At 67.0% G+C, this 21,043-nt stretch carries 14 protein-coding genes and 1 pseudogene; 5 read left to right on the forward strand and 10 right to left on the reverse strand.

The features are described 5' to 3' along the window. The first annotated feature begins 84 nt into the window (after window positions 1-84). Window positions 85-3,876: a hypothetical protein gene (locus EMA09_RS08335; RefSeq protein ID WP_129840372.1), complete on the forward strand. Its 3,792-nt coding sequence runs from the start codon at window positions 85-87 to the stop codon at window positions 3,874-3,876. A 53-nt stretch (window positions 3,877-3,929) separates the two neighbouring features. Here EMA09_RS08335 and EMA09_RS08340 read toward each other — a convergent pair whose 3' ends face one another. The 7 genes from EMA09_RS08340 to EMA09_RS28895 all read right to left on the reverse strand — a co-directional run bounded on the left by EMA09_RS08340 (window position 3,930) and on the right by EMA09_RS28895 (window position 11,789). After that, window positions 3,930-4,484 carry a hypothetical protein gene (locus tag EMA09_RS08340; RefSeq protein ID WP_129840374.1) on the reverse strand — a complete coding sequence of 185 codons (555 nt, stop codon included), beginning with the start codon at window positions 4,482-4,484 and terminating at the stop codon, window positions 3,930-3,932. Continuing rightward, window positions 4,484-6,274, reverse strand: a complete 1,791-nt coding sequence (locus EMA09_RS08345; protein ID WP_129840376.1) for a TraM recognition domain-containing protein — start codon at window positions 6,272-6,274, stop codon at window positions 4,484-4,486. Before EMA09_RS08345 ends, EMA09_RS08340 begins: the two co-directional genes overlap by 1 nt. Further along, entirely contained in the window at window positions 6,271-7,629 is a 1,359-nt protein-coding gene (locus tag EMA09_RS08350; RefSeq protein ID WP_240796640.1) for an ATP/GTP-binding protein, read from the reverse strand. The genes EMA09_RS08345 and EMA09_RS08350 overlap by 4 nt, the downstream gene beginning before the upstream one ends. 12 nt (window positions 7,630-7,641) lie before the next feature. Continuing rightward, window positions 7,642-9,141 carry an SCO6880 family protein gene (locus EMA09_RS08355; RefSeq protein ID WP_240796299.1) on the reverse strand — a complete coding sequence of 500 codons (1,500 nt, stop codon included), beginning with the start codon at window positions 9,139-9,141 and terminating at the stop codon, window positions 7,642-7,644. A gap of 3 nt (window positions 9,142-9,144) precedes the next feature. After that, entirely contained in the window at window positions 9,145-10,674 is a 1,530-nt protein-coding gene (locus tag EMA09_RS08360; RefSeq protein ID WP_129840380.1) for a hypothetical protein, read from the reverse strand. Continuing rightward, entirely contained in the window at window positions 10,652-11,365 is a 714-nt protein-coding gene (locus EMA09_RS08365) for a hypothetical protein (RefSeq protein WP_240796300.1), read from the reverse strand. The genes EMA09_RS08360 and EMA09_RS08365 overlap by 23 nt, the downstream gene beginning before the upstream one ends. A 100-nt stretch (window positions 11,366-11,465) precedes the next feature. Continuing rightward, window positions 11,466-11,789: a hypothetical protein gene (locus EMA09_RS28895; RefSeq protein ID WP_240796301.1), complete on the reverse strand. Its 324-nt coding sequence runs from the start codon at window positions 11,787-11,789 to the stop codon at window positions 11,466-11,468. A 373-nt stretch (window positions 11,790-12,162) separates the two neighbouring features. Here EMA09_RS28895 and EMA09_RS28900 point away from each other — a divergent pair, with 373 nt between their 5' ends. The 3 genes and pseudogenes from EMA09_RS28900 to EMA09_RS08385 all read left to right on the forward strand — a co-directional run bounded on the left by EMA09_RS28900 (window position 12,163) and on the right by EMA09_RS08385 (window position 15,673). Further along, window positions 12,163-13,185 carry a C40 family peptidase gene (locus EMA09_RS28900; RefSeq protein WP_240796302.1) on the forward strand — a complete coding sequence of 341 codons (1,023 nt, stop codon included), beginning with the start codon at window positions 12,163-12,165 and terminating at the stop codon, window positions 13,183-13,185. Window positions 13,186-13,637: 452 nt separating this feature from the next. Beyond that, the gene (locus EMA09_RS08380; protein ID WP_129840382.1) at window positions 13,638-14,297 is read left to right on the forward strand and encodes a hypothetical protein; all 660 of its coding nucleotides are present in this window, start codon (window positions 13,638-13,640) and stop codon (window positions 14,295-14,297) included. A gap of 198 nt (window positions 14,298-14,495) precedes the next feature. Next, a pseudogene (locus EMA09_RS08385) lies at window positions 14,496-15,673 on the forward strand (IS3 family transposase). Window positions 15,674-15,880: 207 nt separating this feature from the next. Here the strand turns inward: EMA09_RS08385 and EMA09_RS08390 are convergent. From EMA09_RS08390 to EMA09_RS08400, 3 genes are all read right to left on the reverse strand, one after another. Beyond that, window positions 15,881-16,558, reverse strand: a complete 678-nt coding sequence (locus EMA09_RS08390; RefSeq protein ID WP_129840384.1) for a hypothetical protein — start codon at window positions 16,556-16,558, stop codon at window positions 15,881-15,883. A 118-nt stretch (window positions 16,559-16,676) separates the two neighbouring features. After that, complete coding sequence (locus EMA09_RS08395; RefSeq protein ID WP_129840385.1) at window positions 16,677-17,159, reverse strand: hypothetical protein; 483 nt, start codon at window positions 17,157-17,159, stop codon at window positions 16,677-16,679. A 184-nt stretch (window positions 17,160-17,343) separates the two neighbouring features. Continuing rightward, entirely contained in the window at window positions 17,344-18,570 is a 1,227-nt protein-coding gene (locus EMA09_RS08400; RefSeq protein WP_129840387.1) for a DNA sulfur modification protein DndB, read from the reverse strand. Window positions 18,571-18,836: 266 nt separating this feature from the next. On the opposite strand from EMA09_RS08400, the gene EMA09_RS08405 reads away from it, so the two are divergent. Next, entirely contained in the window at window positions 18,837-20,990 is a 2,154-nt protein-coding gene (locus EMA09_RS08405; protein WP_206305923.1) for a hypothetical protein, read from the forward strand. Window positions 20,991-21,043 lie beyond the last annotated feature (53 nt).

The following is a 21,043-nucleotide window of genomic DNA, read 5'->3' on the forward strand; positions in this document are numbered from 1 at the left end:
TGCCAGAAAGCGACACGTCGCGCATGAGGGCACCACGGAGTCGAGACCGGAGTGGATGTCAGCGAGTGGCGATACCGTCGGGGCATGACTGCATGGCCACCCATTGATCGTGACGATCTACGCAAGGCGCGCGGCGACGCCGGCTTCGCTACTGTACTCCCGCTGCTGATAAGGCGCCTGATAGCCGAGACAGCGGAAGGATTGAAATCTCTGGACATGCCAGGAGGCTCTGGCATTGCGGTCGGAGGTTTCGACGGCATTGTCACGACCTCGGGACAGTCGGTGTTTGTGCCGGAAGGGCACTCAGTGTGGGAGTTGTCTATTGGCGGCGGCAACGGAAAGGCCGAGGAAGACTACGAGAAGAGGATGACAGGACCGAAAGGGCTCACCACCGCGGACGTCACCTATGTGGAGATTATCCTCGACAAATGGAGGGATGCTCGAGCCTGGTCCGACCGCCATACAAAGGATGGTCGGTGGCGGGAGGTGCGCGCGTACAATCTCGACACGATCGACCTCTGGCTAGAGCAGGCGCCCGCGACCACGGCGTGGCTTGCGGCCCACTTGGGGAAGGCGCTGCCTGGCGTAAGGTCTCTAGAAGCATGGTGGACTGATAGCTGGCTCCGCTCAACGCGCGTGCCGCTGGGCCGGGCAGTGGTGCTGGCCGGAAGAGAAAGGGCAGCCACCGACTTCACTGCTGTGCTCGCCACCAGAAGGCCGGTCATCGCGCTAGGTGGGGATATGCGCCCCGACGAGCTCTGCGCCTTCGTTGCTGCTGCGCTAGAACAGGAAGGCATTCTGCGAGCCAGTCAGGTGGGGGCGCGGGTGCTGTTCGTTTCCGACAGCAGCAGTCTTCAGCAACTGATCACGCAGCCGCAGTCTTTGACTCTAGTCCTCGCGGACCCATCCCTCGCACGGGACATTACACAGCAGCACGCTCACCAACTCGTCTGGACGGCGATGCCCGGCGGCCCGTGCGATGTGAAGGTGCCCAGACTTCATAGCCAGGTTATCGAGTCCGTGCTGTGGTCCGAAAGCATGTCGCGTGAGCGTGCCGTCCGGTTCGGCACGCTCGGTCGTCGCAGCCTGCTCGCACTGCGTCGAGCCTTGGCCCACCACCCGGAGCCACTCACGCCAGAATGGGCCTCGACGCTCGATATTGTCCGCCGACGGCTCCTCCTGCTGAATTCCTGGAACGGTGAATATCCGGAAGACCGTCGCGTGCTGGCACAGTGTTTGGGGCTTGAGTACGAAGAGGTGCAGGAACGTGCCCGGGAACTTGCCGCCGGCACCGACATTCCTTTCCTCGGCCATCTGGAAGAGACCTGGCAGGTACTCGCTGTGGAAGATGCCTGGACCTTGTTCGGCGCTTCCCTGACCAGCGACGATCTGCAGGCCTTCCGAACAGCAGTCATGGAAGTACTGACTGAAACAGACCCGATTCTCGGCCTAGATCCGAACGAGCGGTGGAGGGCTGGGGCGATGGGCGTGCGGCGGCGCTTTTCAAGCACCCTTCGCGCAGGGCTCGCCCAGTCACTGGCTCTCCTGGGCATCTTGGGCACGGGCGCGAGGGGTCCGCAAGGCACCACGGGGGATCGATGGGCGCGGCTCTTGGTCCATGACCTACTGAAGCAGGCCAATGCTGATGACACGTACGGCCTGTGGCGTTCCCTAGGCGATGTCCTCACCTTGCTGGCTGAGGCCGCTCCGGAGGAGTTCATCGATGCGATGCACGAAGGGCTCGCTGGCGCCACGCCCCTTCACACAGCCATGTTCACCGACAACGAGCCTGACAATATCGGACTGGGAAGCAGCTCTCCTCACACGCAGTTCCTGTGGTCCTTGGAAATCCTGGCATGGTCCCCGGAGCATCTCGATGATGCAATCGACGTACTGACCGCGCTGGCTGCCGTCGACCCTGGCGGCCGACTCTCGAATCGCCCCCTCGCGAGTCTGGTGGGAATTCTCAGCGCTTGGGCTCCCAACACTACTGCCCCCGCCGAGGACCGTATCACAGTGATCCGACGCCTGTCCCGGACAAACCCAGCAGTCGGCCGGAAGGTTCTGCTCCAACTCATTCCTTCCAAGCGCGCAATACAGAAAAGCCACCCTGTGCCGCATTTCCGGAACTGGAAAGAAGGCGACATCACCGTTACCCATGATGATCGATTGAAGGTTATCGATGCCGTCGCAGATCTACTCCTCGGCGAACTAAGTTCCGCACCCGACCTCTATGCGGATATGATTGACAGGATTGACGAACTCCCTTCGAGGCATCGCGTTGAGATCGCGCAACGGCTGACCGAGCTGGCCGACGACCCCGAATGTCTCGATCGGCGTGCGGTTCTCTACCGTGCGTTGCGCGACATGATTTCCAAGCACCAGGAGCATTCGGACACTGCATGGGCACTTACTGCCGATGAACTTCGCCCACTCCAAGTCGCCTGCGCTGCACTGGAACCGCCGAATCCGGTACAGCGGCACGCCTGGCTATTTGAAGCAGACTGGATCACTCTCGGCGACCTCAGGCGTCGCGATGACTTCGCCGCCTACGAAGCGGAGATTCTCGCCCGGCGGGCTGCCGCGGTTGCGGAGATGGTCGCCATCGAAGGTTTGGAAGCCCTTGTGGCCCTAGCCTCTGCGACGAAGTTCGCTAATCTGGTAGGCACTGCCCTGGCAGAGGACTCTGAAGAATATGACCGAGAGTTGCTGTCGTGGCTCGAGGAAGGTGTTTCACCAGCCAAGGAAGTTGCGATGGGGTATCTGCATCGACGCATGCGCGCCGACGGGACAATCCTCCGCGACAGACTTCTTTCTTCCACCGAGAACCCGCTGGCTCAGGCTGTTATTCTGCGGCTCGCCCCAGACCCAGCCACCGCATGGCCCAAGCTTGCCGACCTTAGCCCACAAGTGGAGGAATACTACTGGCGCGAGTTTTCTTATTACGGCCTAGGTGCCGAGTTCCCGCAAGCCCTGGAGGCGGCCCGTTCGTTGTTGACCGCAGGCCGCCCTGCGGCAGCCTTGGGCTTGATTCTTCTATACGACAGGGAAGGGGACCGTGCTGAGGCCGCCGAGATCGTCGCTGCTGGACTTGAAGCCCTCATCGCATCCGGCATGGAAGATGCGGAGCTCGGTCGACTTCGTTCGCGCTTCCAGGATCTCTTCGCGCTGCTAGCACGACATCACGAGCATGTCGGGCGTCAACGTGCACTCGACCTGGAGTGGCAATTCCTACCCGCTCTCGGGTTCGACGCCGAGGCCCCCACGCTTCACAAGACACTGGCTGAAGACCCCATAGCATTCGCAGACTTGGTGACGTGGTGTTTCCACCCCAGCAACAGAGCCGAGGAGGACACCGAAAGTCCCGTCGAGCAAGAGAAAAGACGCGCTCTTGCACTTCATTCCTACAGAGCTCTTCATTCCATGCACATATGTCCCGGTGTGACGGCCGAAGGGACGCTCGACCCAGTTGCACTGCATACGTGGGTGATAACGGCACGAACAGAGCTTGCTGCCAGGGACCGCGCCGAGATCGGGGACGAGCAGATCGGTGAAGTGCTCGCTTTCGCCCCGCGCGACCCGGACGACTCGCACATCCCTGAAGCTGTCCGGGATCTACTCGAAGAGGTCAGCAGTAGCGATCTCGAACGGGGGCTCAGCATCGGTATTTACAACAAACGAGGCGTCACCAGCCGAGGTCTTCTGGACGGCGGAGCGCAAGAATCGGAGCTGGCCAGGTGCTTCCGTGAACAGGCCGAACGCGTACGTGCGTGGCCGCGAACCAGGAAGTTGCTGAAAAAGCTTGCGGAATCGTACGAAGCCGACGCCCGGCGGGAGGATGACAAGGCAGAGCGACGGCATCAGGGACTGCAGTAGGCGGTACTGCTAGCGACCTGAGTCGAAGAACCATCCCTCGATTCCGTAGCGGTTCATGGGCACGGTGGTTCGTTCTCCTTCTGCATGGGGGGTGAGGCGGCGAGGAGGTCGTCGAGGTAGGTGGCGTCGCCAGTCCACGTCTCTCGGTGTCGCTCGCGGTGCTGGCCGTTGCGGCAGGTGCCGATCCAGAGGCGTCCGATGCGTTCGACGGCTCTGGCCAGTGCGTCCTGCCAGAGGTAGGGGGCCGAGCCGGGATCTCCTCCGGGGGCGTAGGCCGACTGGTGCGAGGTCCACAGCGCTGTCAGCTCTTCGACCACCGCGCCGTGTCGCCACCAGCACTGGCGCGGCAGTTGGTCGTTGGTGACCTCGTAGCGGTCGGCCAGCCAGAGGACCCACTTCACGAACCGGAGCCACGTCGCGGTCCATTCGTCGGGGGGTAGGTCGCTCCATGAGACGGGCGTGCCGGCGACGGACTGGAGGTCCGGCGGCGACCCGAAAGGCGGGCGGCCCTCCTCGAGCATGTTCACCCGCTCGCTGAGCAGCATGAGCTCGGCGTTGATGGAGGCCAGCGTGGTGAAGATGTCGTCGAAACCGTTGCCGCCCGCCATCAGGTACCTCCGTTGACAAGCTCGTGCGCCCTGCGGGTCGCTTCTCCGATCTCCTCGGCGCGCGGCCCCTCGTGGGCACGGGTGAACGAGACTCGGGTCGCGGGTGTTCGGCGGTGGAAGACCAGCCCGCCGCGCTCGGGGATCATGCGGATGTCGGCTGGTTCGAGCACCGGGCGGCGGCGCAGCTGGGTGGAGACGGAGACGCGGTCCCCGTCGTCGGAGACACTTTCGACGTCCTCGTCGAACTCGCCGGCGAGTGCGCTGTAGTTCTTCAGTTCCTCGGGGTCGGAGATGCCGCCGAGGAAGATCTTCACGGTGCTGGCCGCGTACATCTTGCGCACGCCGAGTTGACCCCAGCGCTCCTCGGCCTGGGCGTAGGACTGGAGGACCGCCATGACGAAGATGTTCTGGGAGCCGCTGACGCTCATCAGGGACGGGACCTCGGGGAGCGGCGCGACGTTGGCCAGCTCGTCCAGGAAGCAGCCGAGCGGGGTGGGCAGGCGGCCGTTGGGCGCTCGGCCGGCGATCGACTTGGCTGTGTCGAAGAGAGCCTTGGCGAAGGCGGCGTTCAGCGGAGCAAGAGCCGAGCCCTCCTCGTCCTCGCCGATCAGGAAGAGCGTGCCGGAGTCCGTGAGGTACCGGGCCATGTCGAAGACATCGGCGTCCGGCTCCGGGGCGAAGATCTCCGCGACCTTGTCGTCGTAGAGCGCGATGAACGACTGCTGGGCCGTGCGCCATGTGGCGCTGCGCTCTTCCTGCGCGGCGGCGTGCTGACCGGCCAGTGCCTCGGCGAGCCCGTGCCGCCCGCTGAGCGCGAGGAGGTCGACCGCCTCACGGTTGTCCGGATCGGCCGCCCAGCTCAGAACGTCGGAAACCGGACGACGGTGGAGGGCAGCAGCATGCAGCCAGCAGGTGATGACTGTCTTGGCGTTGAGACTGAAGTACCCGCCGTTCGTGGTCCCTTCTTCGCTCTTGGTGGTGGCGACCAGGGTCTCGGCGCGTTTGCGGGCGACCTGATAGTCCTCGCAGCCAGCGGTGAGCGGCCAGCGAAGTTGCTGCGGCCAGCCGGAGAGGCCGGTGGGGTCGAGCACCAGCACCGGACCGTATTGCTGGCGCAGCACCGCGGTGCTGTAGAGCACGTCGGTCTTGGAGCTGGTGGCGAGGACGGTGCCCTGGAAGTCGAGGATTCCGGGGAGGATGATCTGACTGGTCTTGCCTTCGCGCGGCGGCGCGACCAGGACAACGCTCTCCTCGATGGAGATCCACAGCGGAATCGCGGAAGGTTCGGCGCGTCCTGCGGAGACGGCGACGTGCCGGATGGTGATGGAGGCGGAGTCGCGCGCGAACATCGACGGGCGTAGCGAGGCCGCGCGGGCAAGCGCCTGTCGTTCCCCCATGGCCTTTTCCAGCTGGGTCGCGGTGGCCATGCCGTCCGCGCCGTCCGTGCCCCGGCGAAGCCACCGTCGGTAACCTCGCCAGGCGCCGAGCACCGCGCCGACCAGCAACACGGCGAAGCAGGTCCAGTAGGCGATCGGCCCGCCTACTCCCCTGCCGGCCGGCCAGGCGGCGGCCGGGTCGGTGGGATGGGCGAACACCGACAGAGTGGTGCCTTCCGTGAAGTCCCAGCCGATGCGCGCCGGAAGTCCGTACGTCCACAGCCCCGACAGGACGGCTGCGAGGCGCGCGAGCACGGTGAGCAGGAAGATGACGGTCAGCGGCACTACCCACAGGGCGTCACGGCCGAGCCGCAGCCGGGCGGCAGTGCGTGGGGTGGCGGCGCCCTGCGTCATGGCGTGCCTCGTTTCCGCAGCCGGATCACGGGAGCGGCAACGGCCTCGTCATCGGGGCTGGGCGTACTCGTCTCGGTCATACGGCGGTTCGTGTCCGTCAGCCGGATCTCGGCCGCCGTCCTGATGTGCTCGACCAGGTTGATGCGTGAGCCGACCTGCCAGATGGCGCGGCCGGGCGCGCAGATGTTGGCTCCGTCCGGGAGGGCCTCGCGTGCCCAGTCCGTGAGGCCGAGGTAGGAGGCGGTGGTCTCGGCTTCTTCCCGGTCCAGGTGGTAGACGACGCGGGTGGCCGTCAGCTTCAGGATGGCGGCGGCCTCGGGAGCCTCGTCCAGGACCAGGTCGGCGAGGTGGTGGAGGATGGCCCAGAAGGAGAGACCGAGCCGGCGACCGTACCGGACCAGTTCCTCGAAGAGGCGGGCGACCGGACGGTGGCTGAGGATGTGCCACGCCTCCTCGACGATCAGGGTCCGCTTGACGGTGTCGTCGGGCCGAATCCAGCCGAAGCGGATCCACGGCCCGATGACGGCCATCAGCAGCGGCATGGCCTCGCCTTCGCGCGGCAGGCGCGTCAGGTCGAAGACGATGAGCCGGGCGGCGAGGTCGATGCCCTCGGTGGTGGGGCCGTCGAAAAGGCCCGCCAAGTCGCGATCCGCGTTGCACAGCTCGTCCAGGGCCAGCGCCGCAGGCCGTCCCCAGTCAGCCAGCTCCGCCGGTTCGACGAGTTGTTGCCCGAGCCAGGCGGCGCTCGGAGCAGTCAGCGCGTCGAGAACGTCCGAGAGGACCGCACCCCGTGGCGAGGTCCGGGCGGTGGAGAGTGCCACCCGGTGAGCCTCGGCCAGCGCGAACTTCGTCTGGGCGGTGGGCGGGCCGGCCAGGATCTCCACCATGGACAGCAGCACCTTGAACTGGTGCTCCTGGGGAATCCGCGGGTCGAGCGGGTTGATCCGGACGCCGTCGCCGGCGCCGCCGTAGACGAGGCGGACGGGGGTGATGCCCAGCTCTCTGGCGATGCCGTCCCACTCGCCGGTGCCGTCCTCGCCCTGCGCGTCGAGGACGCAGAACGCGCGGTCGCGGAACCGCAGCTGCCGCAAGACGTACGTCTTCTCCAGTGCCGACTTGCCGTGGCCGCTCTTGCCAAGCACCAGGACATGACCGCTGGGGAGGCGGACGCGGGCTGAGGGGTCGTACAGGATGAAGGGATCGAAGATGTAGGCCCGGCCGCTGTATGCCTCACGGCCGATGATGACGCCGCGCGGATCCATGCCGGCGGCGCCGACCGCGGGGTAGAGACCGCACGCGTTGGTGGTGGTGGACCGGATGGCCCGGCGCCGGGTCTGGGCCTGGGAGCGGAGCATCGTCACCACGGGTCAGCGCCCCTCCTTCAGCATGCCGCCGGCGAACGGCAGGGTGTTGGCGAAGGCGCGGTAGTGCTCCCTGTCGCACCACTCGAGGCGCAGCCCGCTGCGTGCGGCCCCGTTCCGGACGGTGTCGGCATCACGTCGCAGCGCGTCGCGGCTGGGCGACGTCACGGTGACCCAGCCGGTGAAGCGGACGCCGGCGGCGCCGTCGGCGATCTCTCGCATGGTGGCGATGGAGGCCTGCTGGGCCTTCTGCTCGCGCGGGTCCTCGATGCGGCTGGCGCGTTTGTCGGCCTGCCCCAGCTCGCTGGTGGCGTCGGCCATCGCCTCGGTGATCGCCTGATCCGGCGGCACCAGGTGCATGGTGACCGCGACCGACAGGATGACGTCCTGGACGTAGAGCAGCAGGGGCGCGAGAAAGTTGACGCCGGCCGGCAGGACGGGCCACTCCTTGACCCAGGCCGTTCGGGAGTACCAGGCATCGGTCGACGCCTCCCAGCTTCGGGAGGCCAGGTGGTCATGGGCACGGGCGTCGAGTTCGGCGGGCCAGGCGGTGACCCGGTCCATGCCGGTCGTGTCGTCGATCCAGTGCGCCGGGTCGTAGGCGTGGTGCAGGTATGAGGCGAGCGCGGACTCGTCGAGGTTGCGGACGTGCCGGAGCTGGCCCCGCGGCAGGCTGCGGGCGAACGCCTCGATCTCCTTGCCGAGGACCGCCGCGTAGCCCTCGTGCAAGGTGGCGTACCGGCGGGCCTCCGCCACCAGCTCGGTGGTGTACGGGATGCCGAGGACGAGGATGAGCCGCCGGTCTTCGGCGGTGACGGCCACCTGGCGGATGAGTTCTCCATAGGAGTGGTCGAGCCAAGCGGGCGTGTCGGGGGCGCGCCGGGCGGCGGCGTCACGGGCGTGGGCGTTGGGGTCGGTCGGGATGACGCGGGTGATCCACTGGAGGCGGCGGACCCGGCCGCCGCCGTCCGCGGTCGACTTGAGCAGGTGCTCGTAGGCCCGGATCAGGGACTCCTTGTCGTCGGCGTCCAGGCTGCCGAAGTCCCGCATGGCCTCGACTTCGACGGCTGCCGTGAACATGAGCTCGTCCGGCTGGAGGAGGACCGCGATCTCGCCGTAGGCGGTGCGGGCGCTGATCCACTGCATGTTGTGCGGGACGCCGGGTGGCGCGGCGATCGGGAGGCGGCGGCCGTTGGTGTGCCGCCCCGCGTAAGGGGCCTGGGAGCGGTAGAGCAGGGTGCCGTCGCGGAGCAGCCTGCCGTAGGTGCGGTTGATCTCGAACCACTTGAGATAGGTGCGACCCCGGTACGGCGCGAGCGTCGCCCATGCGCTGCCGCCGGCGATCGCGGCGAAGCCCAGCAGCCTCAACAGGACGCTGTCGACCAGCCAGACGGCGGCGAGGCCGCCGAGGAATCCGGCGCCCAGGACGAGTTGTTCGTCGCCGTCGAGCTTCCGGCCGAGCAGGCCGCGCGGTCGTGGCCGCGGGAAGGTGAAAGTGCGGGCCATGGGTCATTCACTCCGGCCTGGTGGGTCGTCGGGGCTGGAACGCTGCGGCGGTACTGCGCCGGGGGCTTCGGCCGGCGGAAGCGGTTCTGACGGCGGGCACCCGATCGGGGCATCGCCCCCTGACGGCCCGGTGCCGCTGGTCGGGTCCGGGACAGCCGCCGCACCGTCGTAGCTGCCGGGTCCCGGCGTGCCGCTCGCGCTCATGGCGCTCGCCGAGCCGGCTGGTGTGGGACCGGGACGGCCCGGGTCGTGGTGCTTCCCACCCTCGGTGCCGGCGTCCGACGCCTCGTGGAGACCAGCTTGGTCGCCCGTGTCGGCTGTCGCGTCGCCCCGCATCGTGCGTCCTGCCGAATCTCTCGCCACCACCGCGTCGTTGTCGGGCGTCACCCCCGGCGCCGCTCCACTGGCCGCCCGGTCGCCGTGCCCACCGCCCATGCCGTACCGGGACCTCAGCTCGTTGAAGGTGTCGCTCACCTGGCCGCCGACGCTCAGCGCGCGGCCCTTGAGGCCGTCGCGGGAGTGGTGGACCGACTGGAGTTCGTCGCCGAGCAGTGGCAGGAACTTGGCGAGCTGGAAGGGGAGGTAGAGGGCGAGCCAGAGCAGCGCGATGGCGGTGAACAGGGTAGCGAAGGCGAGTGCGGCCGAGGCGTCCTCGCTGCCTTCTCCGGCGAGCATGCCGGTGGCGAGCGCGATGGTGGTCAGAGTCACGTACTTGCTGGCGATGATCGCGCCCATGACGCCGACCCACCGCCGTGCCTGCCCCCACAGGTCTCGGTCCACGAGGCCGCTGAACACGGTGGTGCCGAAGACAAGGCCGACGAGGATGAGGGCGTCGCGGACGATGAGCTCCAGCCAGACGCACGCGACGGCGGCGAGCATGGCGAGGGCGAGGAAGACGACGATCAGCTGCCCGCCCGGGATGGCCAGGAGAACCCCCAGCGCGGCGGTCACCGCAACGGTCAGGTCCGCGGCGTCGTCGGCCACCGGAGCGAACATCGCCTCGGCGGCCTCATCGAACATCTGGGTCGCGTAGGCCACCGCTGCCGGGGCGAAGGCAGACACCATGACGGACAGCAGCAGGAAACCGATCGACTCGGTCAGCGCTGTACCCATCGGCACCCCCTGCAGGGCGCGCTTCGCCGCGGCGATCAACCAGAGGATCACCGTCAGCGCCGACGAAACCGCGAAGGCCATCGCATAGGTGCGGAGGAATCCGGTGTTGCCCCAGTCGATGTGCGTGGTCGAGAGGAGCACCTCGATCATGTAACCGAAGAGGCTGGCGAGCGCCTCGCGGCAGAGTTCGGCGAGGTAGCCGATCGGATCGGTCGCGAAGTCGTACGCCTCGCCGACCGACTCGAAGGCCGAGCACACCTTGTCCGCGAACGGAAGGTGGGTGCAGGTCCAGTCACTGATGTCATTGGCTTGCGCAGGCTGAGCCGCGAGGCACACCTGGAGGGCGACAGCGAGCCCGACGATCGGGAGGAGCCACGGCCGCCAGGGCAGACCGGTCTCAGCCGACGAACGGAGGCGCATGGAACATCCGATCGGCGATACGGAACTCCTCGACGGTGCTCGGGATCGCACCGCGGGAATCCAACGGTGTGGGTCCGTTCGCGGAGTTGACCGCGGCCAGCTTCCAGTCGTCGGCCTGCCACTGGAGGGTGAGGGTGTAGGTGGTCCAGGAGGCGGAGACCGGCAGCGGGGCGTCCGCTTCCGTCAGGCCGACCAAGCCGGTCATCCACACCCTGATCGTGGCGAGGTCGTCGGAATAGCTGTCCGTCCGCGTTCCCATGGCGGCTCCGCGTGCGATGAGGGAGTCGGCGGTCTTCTTGGTGATACCGAGCGAGTCGAGCACCCGATCCATCGCGACCTGGTCGTTGTTGATCAGGGTGTCGTGGAACTCAGCGGTGGCGATGGCGTCGATGACGCCGAGCCTCGCCGCCGCGTCCGTGAGGTACGCCCTCGACGATCTCGCGATCTGGTAGTTGACCGCGGCCTGAACGGCACCGGCCTCCGAACGGGGATAGCCGACCGGCACGCCGTTCACAAGCTCGCGCTCCACGGTGCGCGGGTCTCCACCGACGGCACGGTCGATCTCGTCGGAGACGGCTCCGGCCTCGTCTCCGACCGACGGGCCGCCTGCGTCGTCCCTGCCGCCGCCAACCAGATTGACCACCAGTGCGAGGGTGAGCAGCACGGCGAAGCAGGCACCGGCGATGGCCACCCCTCGCCACCACGGCGGCCGGACCGGCCGCGGGTTTCGTTCGTCACCGCCAAGAAGCCTGGTGCCGCGCTGCCGCGTCGGTGAGATGAGTCGCGCCACGTCAGATTCCCATTCCATAGACGATCGTGAAGACGGTGGCGAGGGAGGCGACGACGAAGGCTCCGATCAGCGAACTGCCGACCTCCTTCTTGCCTTTCGATACTTGGGCCACGTCGTGCTGTCCCTCGCCGACCTTGATGTGGAAGGCGCCCATCGCAGCCCGGCCGAGCAGCGCCATGACGACGCCGGCCATGATCACCTGGACGACCGTCCGAGCCGTGGACCCGAGCGCGGCGAACGGCCCCCAATCGGGGGACACCCCGTCCACGAGACTCTCAATGCCTCCGTTGGAGGCCAGCACCACGAGTTGGTGCGAAACCAACATCTCCACTCCTCCTTCTCTCCTTCGTGGAGCTGGCCGGATGCCGGCTCGGACAGCCGTAACGTACGGCTACGACACGGTGACAACAAGTGTTTACAACTTCCGGCGCGTCGGGCGGCCGCGGCGACAACGAAGAATGCCGGGGTGGGCGACACGTGTCGGACGACACAAAGCACCAGGTCAGGGCGACCACGGATGTCCCCGTGACACCGGCCGCTCCGGACCGGCCTCCCGAGCAGGCGCGTACCTCCGGAAGCCGAACGACCATCCGCCGATCGGGGCAAAGAGGCAGGAACCACGGCGACTGCGCTTGCTCGGACTGCTCTACTCACCGGCAGCGATTCACGAACGTTTAGGTCGAGGTGGTTCGAGCACCATGCGCAAAGCCGTCCCTGTCATCCTCGGTGCGGGCCTGGTGGTGCTGGCTCCATGCCTCTTCCTCGTCACGAGCGGCGCCGCGCTTTCGCGCGCGGAGACGTGCACGCCGAGCCCACAGTCGGCCGCCGGCGCCGGAACGGACGGCAGCGGAGAGTCCCAGCATTGGAGTGAGACCCAGCGCCGGAACGCCGGGATCATCACCGAGGTCGCAGAAACGCGCGCCCTGCCGCCGCGAGCGGCTGTGATCGCCGTCGCGACAGCCATCCAGGAGTCCAGCCTGAAGAACCTCGAGCACGGCGACCGTGACTCCATGGGTCTCTTCCAGCAGCGCCCCAGCCAGGGTTGGGGCTCCCGAGCACAGTTGACTGACCCGGTCTACTCGTCGAACCGCTTCTACGACGCCCTCCTGTCGGTTCCCGACTGGGAGAACCGACCGCTGACAGAAGTCGCTCAGAGCGTCCAGCGCAGCGATCACCCCGACGACTACGCCCGATGGGAGGAAGCGGCACGCGATCTCGTGTCCAGCGCGTGGGACGGCCCCGTGTCGCCCTCGGTGTTGGACAGCTGCGCGGGTCGAGACGGCCCGGAGGTCTTCGATGTCGACAACCCCCGCTCCCCCGCCGAGGCGGTCAACGCCGCCCGCCGGGCGGTCGACCAGACAGGCTGGTACCGCATGTGCGACCAGTTCGTTGCCCAGGCGTACGGCTACCGCAACAGCGGCTCTCACACGGCCAACGCGCACTGGGACCGGCTGGTGGAAGCCGGACTGACCCATCCTGGAGACAACTCACCGCCGCCCGGCGCTCTCCTCTTCTACGACACCGGGCAGTCCGCCGGTCATGTCGCGCTCTACCTCGGTGACGACCAGGTCGCCTCCAACGACATCCTTGATATCCACCCGGGCGAAGGCCGCATCGCCATCGTCCCTCGCCATCAGCTCACCGACGGCCTCTGGCAGCTCAACTACCGTGGCTGGGCGGAACCCGGCTTCCCCGGAGCCGGCGGCACAAGCACTATCTGAGGGGGACACTCAACCACCGAGAGAGCACGTCCCTCTTCCGAGTGAATTAGAACTCTCGGCCTCACCCCTCAGCACCCAACGGCTTGAAGGTGGATACCGAATTGAGTCCGCCTCTCGCGATTGGGGAGAATCCCATGAATCCCGTTCGAGCCGGCCGAGCGGTCCTCCTGCTACTTCCTTACGCGCTTGTCATCATCGGCATCCTCGGCGCGGGAAACACGGCCAACTCCCCCGAAGGCTTCCTCAAAGGTCTGCAGATGCTGGCCGTCGCGGGGCTCGGCGCCGTGTGGGCATATCTGCGCGCGCGGCGCGCTTGGCGCGATCCGGTTGACGCCGCACCACGCCGAACCCCTCGTAGCCGGGAGTAACCTCAGCTGGCCAGTGGCGCCCCGACACCGGCGATAGGCTGCGCTCAGAGCCCGGACACCTTGCGCGAGGAAGGAGCGGAGCCGATGCCAGCGAAAGAGCGTGACAGCGCACGAACGAGACCGCGCACCCTGGCGGAGAAGCTGCAGCTACTCCGCGAAATGAAGGTGCCCCGAGGAGAGCTGCCGCCATCGTACGAAATCACCGCACGCCAGATCGTCGATAGCACCGGAGTCTCCATCTCCGGTCCCTACTTCTGGGAACTGGTGACCGGCAGGACCACAAATCCTAAGCTGCACCACCTGCGAGCGCTGGCACAGTATTTCAAGGTCCCGGTCGCCTACCTCGCCGATGACGACGCCGACTTCGAGCAGCTGGAAGCAGAACTGGAACTGCTGCACGCACTCGGACGCAGCGGAGTGCGATCGATCAAAGTCCAAGGGGTGGGTGACAGCACTGCCGATCTGGCCACCATTCAAGGACTGCTCGGCAAGGTCCAACTGCTGGAAAGCTTCGGCGGCAAGGATCTTCAGGAGTTGGCCCTGCGCTTGCGACGACTGGCCGAGGACCAGAGGCACCTCCTAGACGAGATCGCCGGAGACCCGGAGCTCATGAGCGCCTTGAAGACCGGAACGGTCCGCGACATCACACGGCGTGCGTCTCATCTGTCCGACGCCAGCCAGCAAGCTGCGCTGGCGATCGTCGAGCACCTTCACCGCACGGAGCAGTCCGCCGCGGCCAAATGACGGCTTCCCTCATCAGCCAACGCGGTTGCAGCCGCAGTGAATTGGATCGCCGCAGGTGGACCGCCGGACGGGCGACTGTTTCGCGAGCGCTTACCTATGAAACGGCCCGCACCCGCCCAGGTCCACTGAGGTGCCTCGAAGTCTACGGACAGGGACCCAATAGGATGTATCCCTTGAAGGCGACAAGAAGGTAAGAAAGTGGCACCACCCAGCAAGTACTCACCGGAGTTCCGCGAGGAAGCCGTGCAACTCGTGCTGAAGTCAAACCGGCCCATCTCCCACACCGCCCGCGAACTCGGCATCAATGCCGAGACCCTGAGGTCCTGGGTGCGCCGGCACGAAAGCTGGAATAGCGGATCCGCGGCCAGAGCTCGGGATCGACTAGAGAGCTCGCCTGAAGGAGCTCGAACGCCGCAACCGAGAGCTTGAGACGGAAAATAGCTTCCTAAAAAATGCGCTGCATACTTCGCGAAGGATCCTCGGCAGCAAGCAAGTACGAGTTCATCGAAACGATGCGACTCGAGACCGCGGAGTATGCCTATCCCGTCAAGTTCGTCTGTGATCGGCTCGGCGTCACAAAGTGTGGCTACTACGACTGGCGGAGGCGTCCCGATTCCGCAACGTTCCAGCGTCGCGAGGGACTGGAAGTCCTCATCCGAAAAGCTTTCGAGATGTCCGACAGTACATACGGATACCGGCGCGTCCACGCCCAGCTGACACGCTGGGGCGTCGCCGCCGGCCCAGAGCTCATCCGCCAGCTGATGCGTGACTTGGGCCTGCGCCCCTGCCAGCCGCGCCCGAAGCGGTGGTCTCCCACGCAGGCTGCCCCTGCTGTGGTTCCCGACCTCGTCGGGCGGGACTTCACTGCTGACGCCCCGGGCAAGAAGCTCGTCGGCGACATAACTTATGTGCCCACCGGCGAGGGCTGGCTATATCTGGCGACCGTCATCGACTGCTGCACCAAAGAAGTCATCGGATATGCGATGGACGACCACTATCAGACTCCGCTCATATCCCGGGCGATACGCAACGCTGCACGGAACAGACACCTGGAACGAAACGCGATATTCCACTCGGACCGCGGCAGCAACTACATGTCCGCGGAGTTCTCCACGGTTCTGCGGAAGTTCGGCCTACGAAGGTCAGCCGGCCGGACCGGCATCTGTTACGACAACTCGATGGCGGAATCCTTCTTCGGCGTCCTCAAGAACGAACGAGCATCCCGCGTGACGTATCCAACTCGCGAAGCGGCCCGGAGAGATATCACCAGATACATAGAACACTGGTACAATCACAGGAGACTTCACTCGGCGATAGGATACAGGCCCCCTCGGGAAGCCCACGCCGAGTTCGAAGAAATGCGACTCACTGCATGAATTGATCGGTCATCCCACGGTCTGAAAACGACGAGGCCCCTCACTCAGTGCCGACCTGCTCATACGAGCCGGGCTCCGTGTCGTGGACTGGGGGAGACCAGACGAGTGAGAGGCGTGGCTCGCCGGTGACGTCGCGAGGTCCACGGCAAGCGTTTCCGTAGCTTTCCTATCTGCGCCCTGTGCAGCGCTGACAGGGCACTCGGCAGTTCATCTCGCGTCACGGAATTCGCCCTTGTCCAAGCCCCCTTCACCGTGCCTCGCGATTGTCGCTGGATCTCGTGCGCCGGCTTCAGGGGCTGCTGGCGCGGGACGGGACGACGACCTCGTGGACCGGACGTAGGCGTCGAGAGCGTTGGTCGCCCAGAGGGGTACGAGCCGGGAGACTTCGGATGCAGGGACGATGCCTCGCAGGCAGCGGAGCCCGAGTTTGGCCAAAGAGTCGGCGGGCTCGTTGAGAGGGTCGCCGACGTGCGCCTCCTCGTGGACGAAGGTGAGGCCGGGCGTGTATTCGGCGATCATCTGGGGCTTGAGGAGGGTGGGGGTTCGCCCCTCAGAGCGCAGCTCGGTGTCGTAGCCGGCGGGCATGTCTGATCCGCCCCGCGCCCATCGGACGAGGAAGTGTAGAGCGCCGAGGCTGTCGCAGCGCACCTCCACCGGGCGGCCGGGTGCGATGGGGAGGACCGCGTTCAGCCCCCAGTAGACAGCCCGGAGCTCATGGACGACGAATCGGGTGGAGGACTGGGTGAGCCGCTGCGGGTGCAGGTGTGCCCGTACTCCGCGGTGGCCGGTGGTCGCCACGTAGCCGCAGCTCGCAAGCTCTGAGGCGACGGATGCGTCCGTGGCCACCACGATCGGGCCGGTCACGGGCTTGACCTGGTCGTGCACGCGTACACCCTGAGGGCTGCGCGTCGGGCGCGGGCTGCAGGCGCGCGCGAGCGGTGAGCGTCGGCCCATCCGACTTCTCCTCTCATCTATGGGGGGCGAACAGGGGCTCGCAGCCGGATCAGCCGCTCTTGACCCATTCCTGGCAGCGCTGGGTCTGGAAGTACTCGCCCTTCTTCAAGGTCACGCGGCCCGGGCCGTTCAGGTTGTTGTTGGCGATGATCGCGTCGAACTCGCCGCTCGCGTTCTTGAGCCGGGCCCAGTAGCAGCCGAAGTCGTCGTCCGGTCCCGCGGTCTTGTAGGTGCCCGGTGCGATGTCCTCGCCGACCAGGTACTCCCCGTCGCCGGCGAAGGTGCTGGCCGGACCGGGGTCCTTGGTGGGCGTCGGCTCGGACGCGGTCGTCTCCGGTGCCGGGAAGCGGGCTTCGCCTCGGTCGTCTCCGGTGCGGGGGATGTCGGCTCCGGCTCGGTCGTCGGGGTCGTCGTCTCGACTGCCTGGGGCTTCTCGGACGCGGTGGGCGGGTTCCCCGTGTCGTTGCCGTTCGCCCCGATCTCGGTGCCGATCAGCAGAGCGACGATGGCCGTGGCGCCGTGGGTCAGCCACGCCTTGCGGCGGGTGGGCTTCGTGATGGGGAGCGGCTGAGCGGGTCCGGGCCCCCAGCTGTCGGGGGAGGGCTGCGGCGGGTGCTGAGTGCTCATGGTCAGTTCTCTCCAGAGGTGAAGTGCTGGGCGGACCGGGGCCCGGTAGCCACACCGGGCCCCGTAGACAGCAAGAGGGAGGGGGCGGACTACCAGCCGCGGATCTTGCGTCCGAAGTCCGTGTCGGGCCCGAGCAGCGCGTCGGCGACCCGGCCGCCGGAGTCCTTGGCGCCGCCACCGAAGTTCAGGACACCGGCCGCGTTGGCGCTGGCGGCCACGCCGTCCCAGTAGCGGGCCTCGCGCTCGAAACGCACCGGCTCCAGCAGCCGCAGCAGTTCCTCGACGTTGAGCCGGCTGCCACCGTTCGCCCAGCTGGTCGCCTGGTGGGCGGCGATTCCGAGGCCGGCCAGCACGGCGGGGGCCGAGACGGCGCCGCGCGCCGCGAAGTGCGGGAAGAGCGCCGAGATCACCTGGGACAGCATCGGGACGAGCTCGCGCTCGGCCTGCTCGGTACTCACGCCCTCCGGCAGGTCGCCCTCGTGGACCGTCGCCGAGGACAGGCCGAGTCCGCTCCGCCCGTGCAGCGCCGTGATCACCAGGACCCGCAGTGCGGAGAGCGTCACGAGCTCCGGGTCGGCCTTGGTCAGCTGGCGCTTGCGGCCCTGCACCAGCTTGCTGAACGGGATGACCTTCCCGTCGTGCTCGACCTTCACCGTCTCTGAGATCCGGTGCGCGATCTGGGTGCCGATGTCCCGCTGGTCCATCGACATCGCCAGGTTCTTGGCCACCGGCACGCCCTCGACGTTGCGGTCGTAGAAGATCTGCCGGGCGTCCTCGACGGTGAGCCCGAAGTACAGCTCGAAGGGCACCCGGACCTGGCCGAGCTTCTCGTACGTCGTTCCGAACCGCTCCGGGTTGTCGTACAGCTCGTGCCATGCCGTGACCTGCGTCTCCCCGTCGATGGCGACGACGGGCGAGCCGGGCAGCACCGTGATGGTGCGGATGCCCGTGCCCGCGATCAGTTCGTCGCCGACCGCGGCCGGGTGGCCGTCGAGCCACAGCGTGATCGGCGGCGTGGACCAGGCGGCGCCGTGGCCGCCGCTGATGCCGGTGGCGATGTAGGAGGCGTACGAGGTGACATTCCGCCCCTTCTGCGTCGCCTTCAGCATCCGCTGGACCAGCCCGCGCACCTCGGCGTGCCGGCGCACGGTGCCCGAGGCGTACTTCAGGGCGCGCTTGTCCTCCTCCGCCTTCGGCGAGGGGACGAGCTGCAGCAGGGTCGGCAGCCCCATGGTCGCGATCACGGCGTCCGGGCGGAACGGGGTCACAGTCAGCTGGATGCCCTCGACGGCGGCGGTCGGCATGGTGATGGTCATCGGTGGATCCCTCTCGGCATGGAGTCGATCAGCCACACGGGGTGGTGGCCGATGCCGCCTGTCTGACGACTGAGGCGATGCGCTCCGAGAGTGGCGGGGCGGCGAGGGAACTGAATAGTGAAGTTTTGATAACCAGGGTTATCAAGAGATGGGAGGTATCGAGCTCAGGCTGTGCTCTAGGGTGTGGGAAATCCCCGAATCCACCGCACCATCTGGTGTCAGGGTCCGGCAACACCGCCGCCTATCGACTGAGAGGAGGGAACGCCGTGACGGATGCGCTCTTTCGCGGCCCTGCCGCCGGTGCCGCGGCTAGCCCCTTGCTCTCGATGCCCGAGATCGCCGCGTTGGCACAGGTCAAACGGCCGGTCGTATCGACGTGGCGCCGACGCTACACGGACTTTCCGGCGCCCCTGGCCGAGATGGCCGGCCGTGTTCAGTTCGATGGCGAGGAGATCGCGCGGTGGCTCCTCGCCATGGGGCTCGGGAATGCGGATCCGGCTCAGCTGCGCGCCGAACTCGTGCTTTACAGCCTGGCCGCACATGCGGACCGCTCTGATGCGCTGCGTACGGTCGACACCGTTGGCGCACTGCTCTCTCTGCGGTACCTCGATGAGCAACCCTTGGCCGGGGAGAACAGGGAGGAAGCGACGGCACCCCAGCGACTGTGGGACGCGATCATGCGCCGCGCTGAGCGCATCGACCCGGACGACGAGTTCCTCCTGCGAGAGCTTCAGGCCACAGGCAAGGACGCCGTTCCGCTCGCACGCCTCGCCGAGGACATGATTGAGGCCGCCTACGGTGAGCGAGGAGCTTACGAGTGGCTTCTTGCCTCTCGCTCGCGGCTCGGCGCCACCACGCTTGCTGCCGATGCTCTGACCCCAGAGCTCCTGAACCTCCTGGTACAGCTCGCGGACCTGCGCCCCCGCCTCAGGCGAGGTGAGCGAGTCACGCTGGCCGACCCGTACGCCAGGGCAGGAGACGTCCTGGCGGCTCTCATTCGCGAGGCGGAGGAACCGGAGAGCATCACTGCCTTGGCAGCAGACCCCGACGAGCGTCTGGCCCGGATCGTTCGCCGTCGCCTCCTGCTGGCCGGCATCGACGAGTTCGCACTCGACGTGCAGACCGGCACGGATCTGGAGGAAAGGCTCGCCGACCCACAGATCGTCGTCACGCAACTCCCGTATCGCCCTGGCGAGGACCGGTCCGTGCTGAGCGCGCTGGCAGACGTGGAGCGGATTGCAGACCTGCTCGGACCTGGATGCACCGCCATCGTGCTCGGCCCCGCCGATGCCCTTGTCGACGCACTGACGGGCACCGAGGATTCCAAACTGCGTTCGGCCCTGTTGCGGCGCAACCTCGTCGAAGCTGTCATCTCCCTGCCTGCCGGCACCCTGCCCTATCGGCCCGCGTATCGGCCGGCCCTCTGGATCCTCACGCGTGAGCCGGTTTCGGAAGCGGAGGGGTACGTCCTTCTCGTCGACATCAGCGCGGAGGCGCTCACTGAGCGCGTGAGTGCTCGTCTCGCCGAGGACGTCCTGCTGTGGCGGGCGGAGGGCTTCCAGGGGCTCGGCGGTCATGACCCCCGCTACGGGCGAGTCGCACGCGTCGCCGAATTGGACAGGGCGTTCGGAGGCCCGCTCACGCCTCCGGGCCCGCCGGCCTCCCAGATCCTGGCGCGCACGGTCATGGAGCGTCCCGCGTTGATCGCCGAGGCCGAGACCCGACTGGAGCGCGTCGCTGAGGAAGCCCGGGCCTATGGCGAGCAGCACGGCCCGTTCCGGGGGCGCGTCCAGCGACGCATGGGTCGCCTGCCGGAGCGAACGACTCTGGGAGCACTGATCAAGCAGCGGCGGGTGACGAAGCTCAAGGGCCACCGTGTCGATGAGACGGACATCAGTGGTGCAGGCCACCACGCCGTGATCGGCCCGGAGGAGATCACCGGGTTCAGTCCGATCGGCGCCCGCCGGATCGACCGGCTCGTACTGGCCGCGAAGTACGACCACGTAGCACTCACCGAGCCCGGCGACCTCGTCTACACGGTGGCCCCCGAACTCGGGCTCTACGTTGACCACGAGGGCTTCAAGGTCGTCACCTTCCCAGCGCGTGTACTGCGTGTTCGCGGTGAGGGTGAACGGCCTTTGACGCCGCGCGTGCTGGCCGCGCTACTCCGTGCCGCTCGTGCAACCAGGCGCAGCCCGAGTGCCGTGCGCCCCCGCCGAATCGAGGACTACCAGCTACCTGACCTCGAACCGGACGACGTCGAGCGCTTCGACGCGCTCCTGTTGGAGACGGAACGGCGCGGACAGCTGCTGCAGGCCCAAGTCGATGCCCTCGACGAGGCGAAACGGCTGACAATCGCCGGGCTGGCCGACGGCACGCTCACAATCGACGAAGCCGCCCCGAATCGCTCCAAGCTGTAACCCTGTTGCACTTCCGAAAACCGACGCCATCAAGGAACCAGGAAGAAGGAACG

It is taken from the genome of Streptomyces sp. RFCAC02 (assembly GCF_004193175.1).
GTDB lineage: Bacteria > Actinomycetota > Actinomycetes > Streptomycetales > Streptomycetaceae > Streptomyces.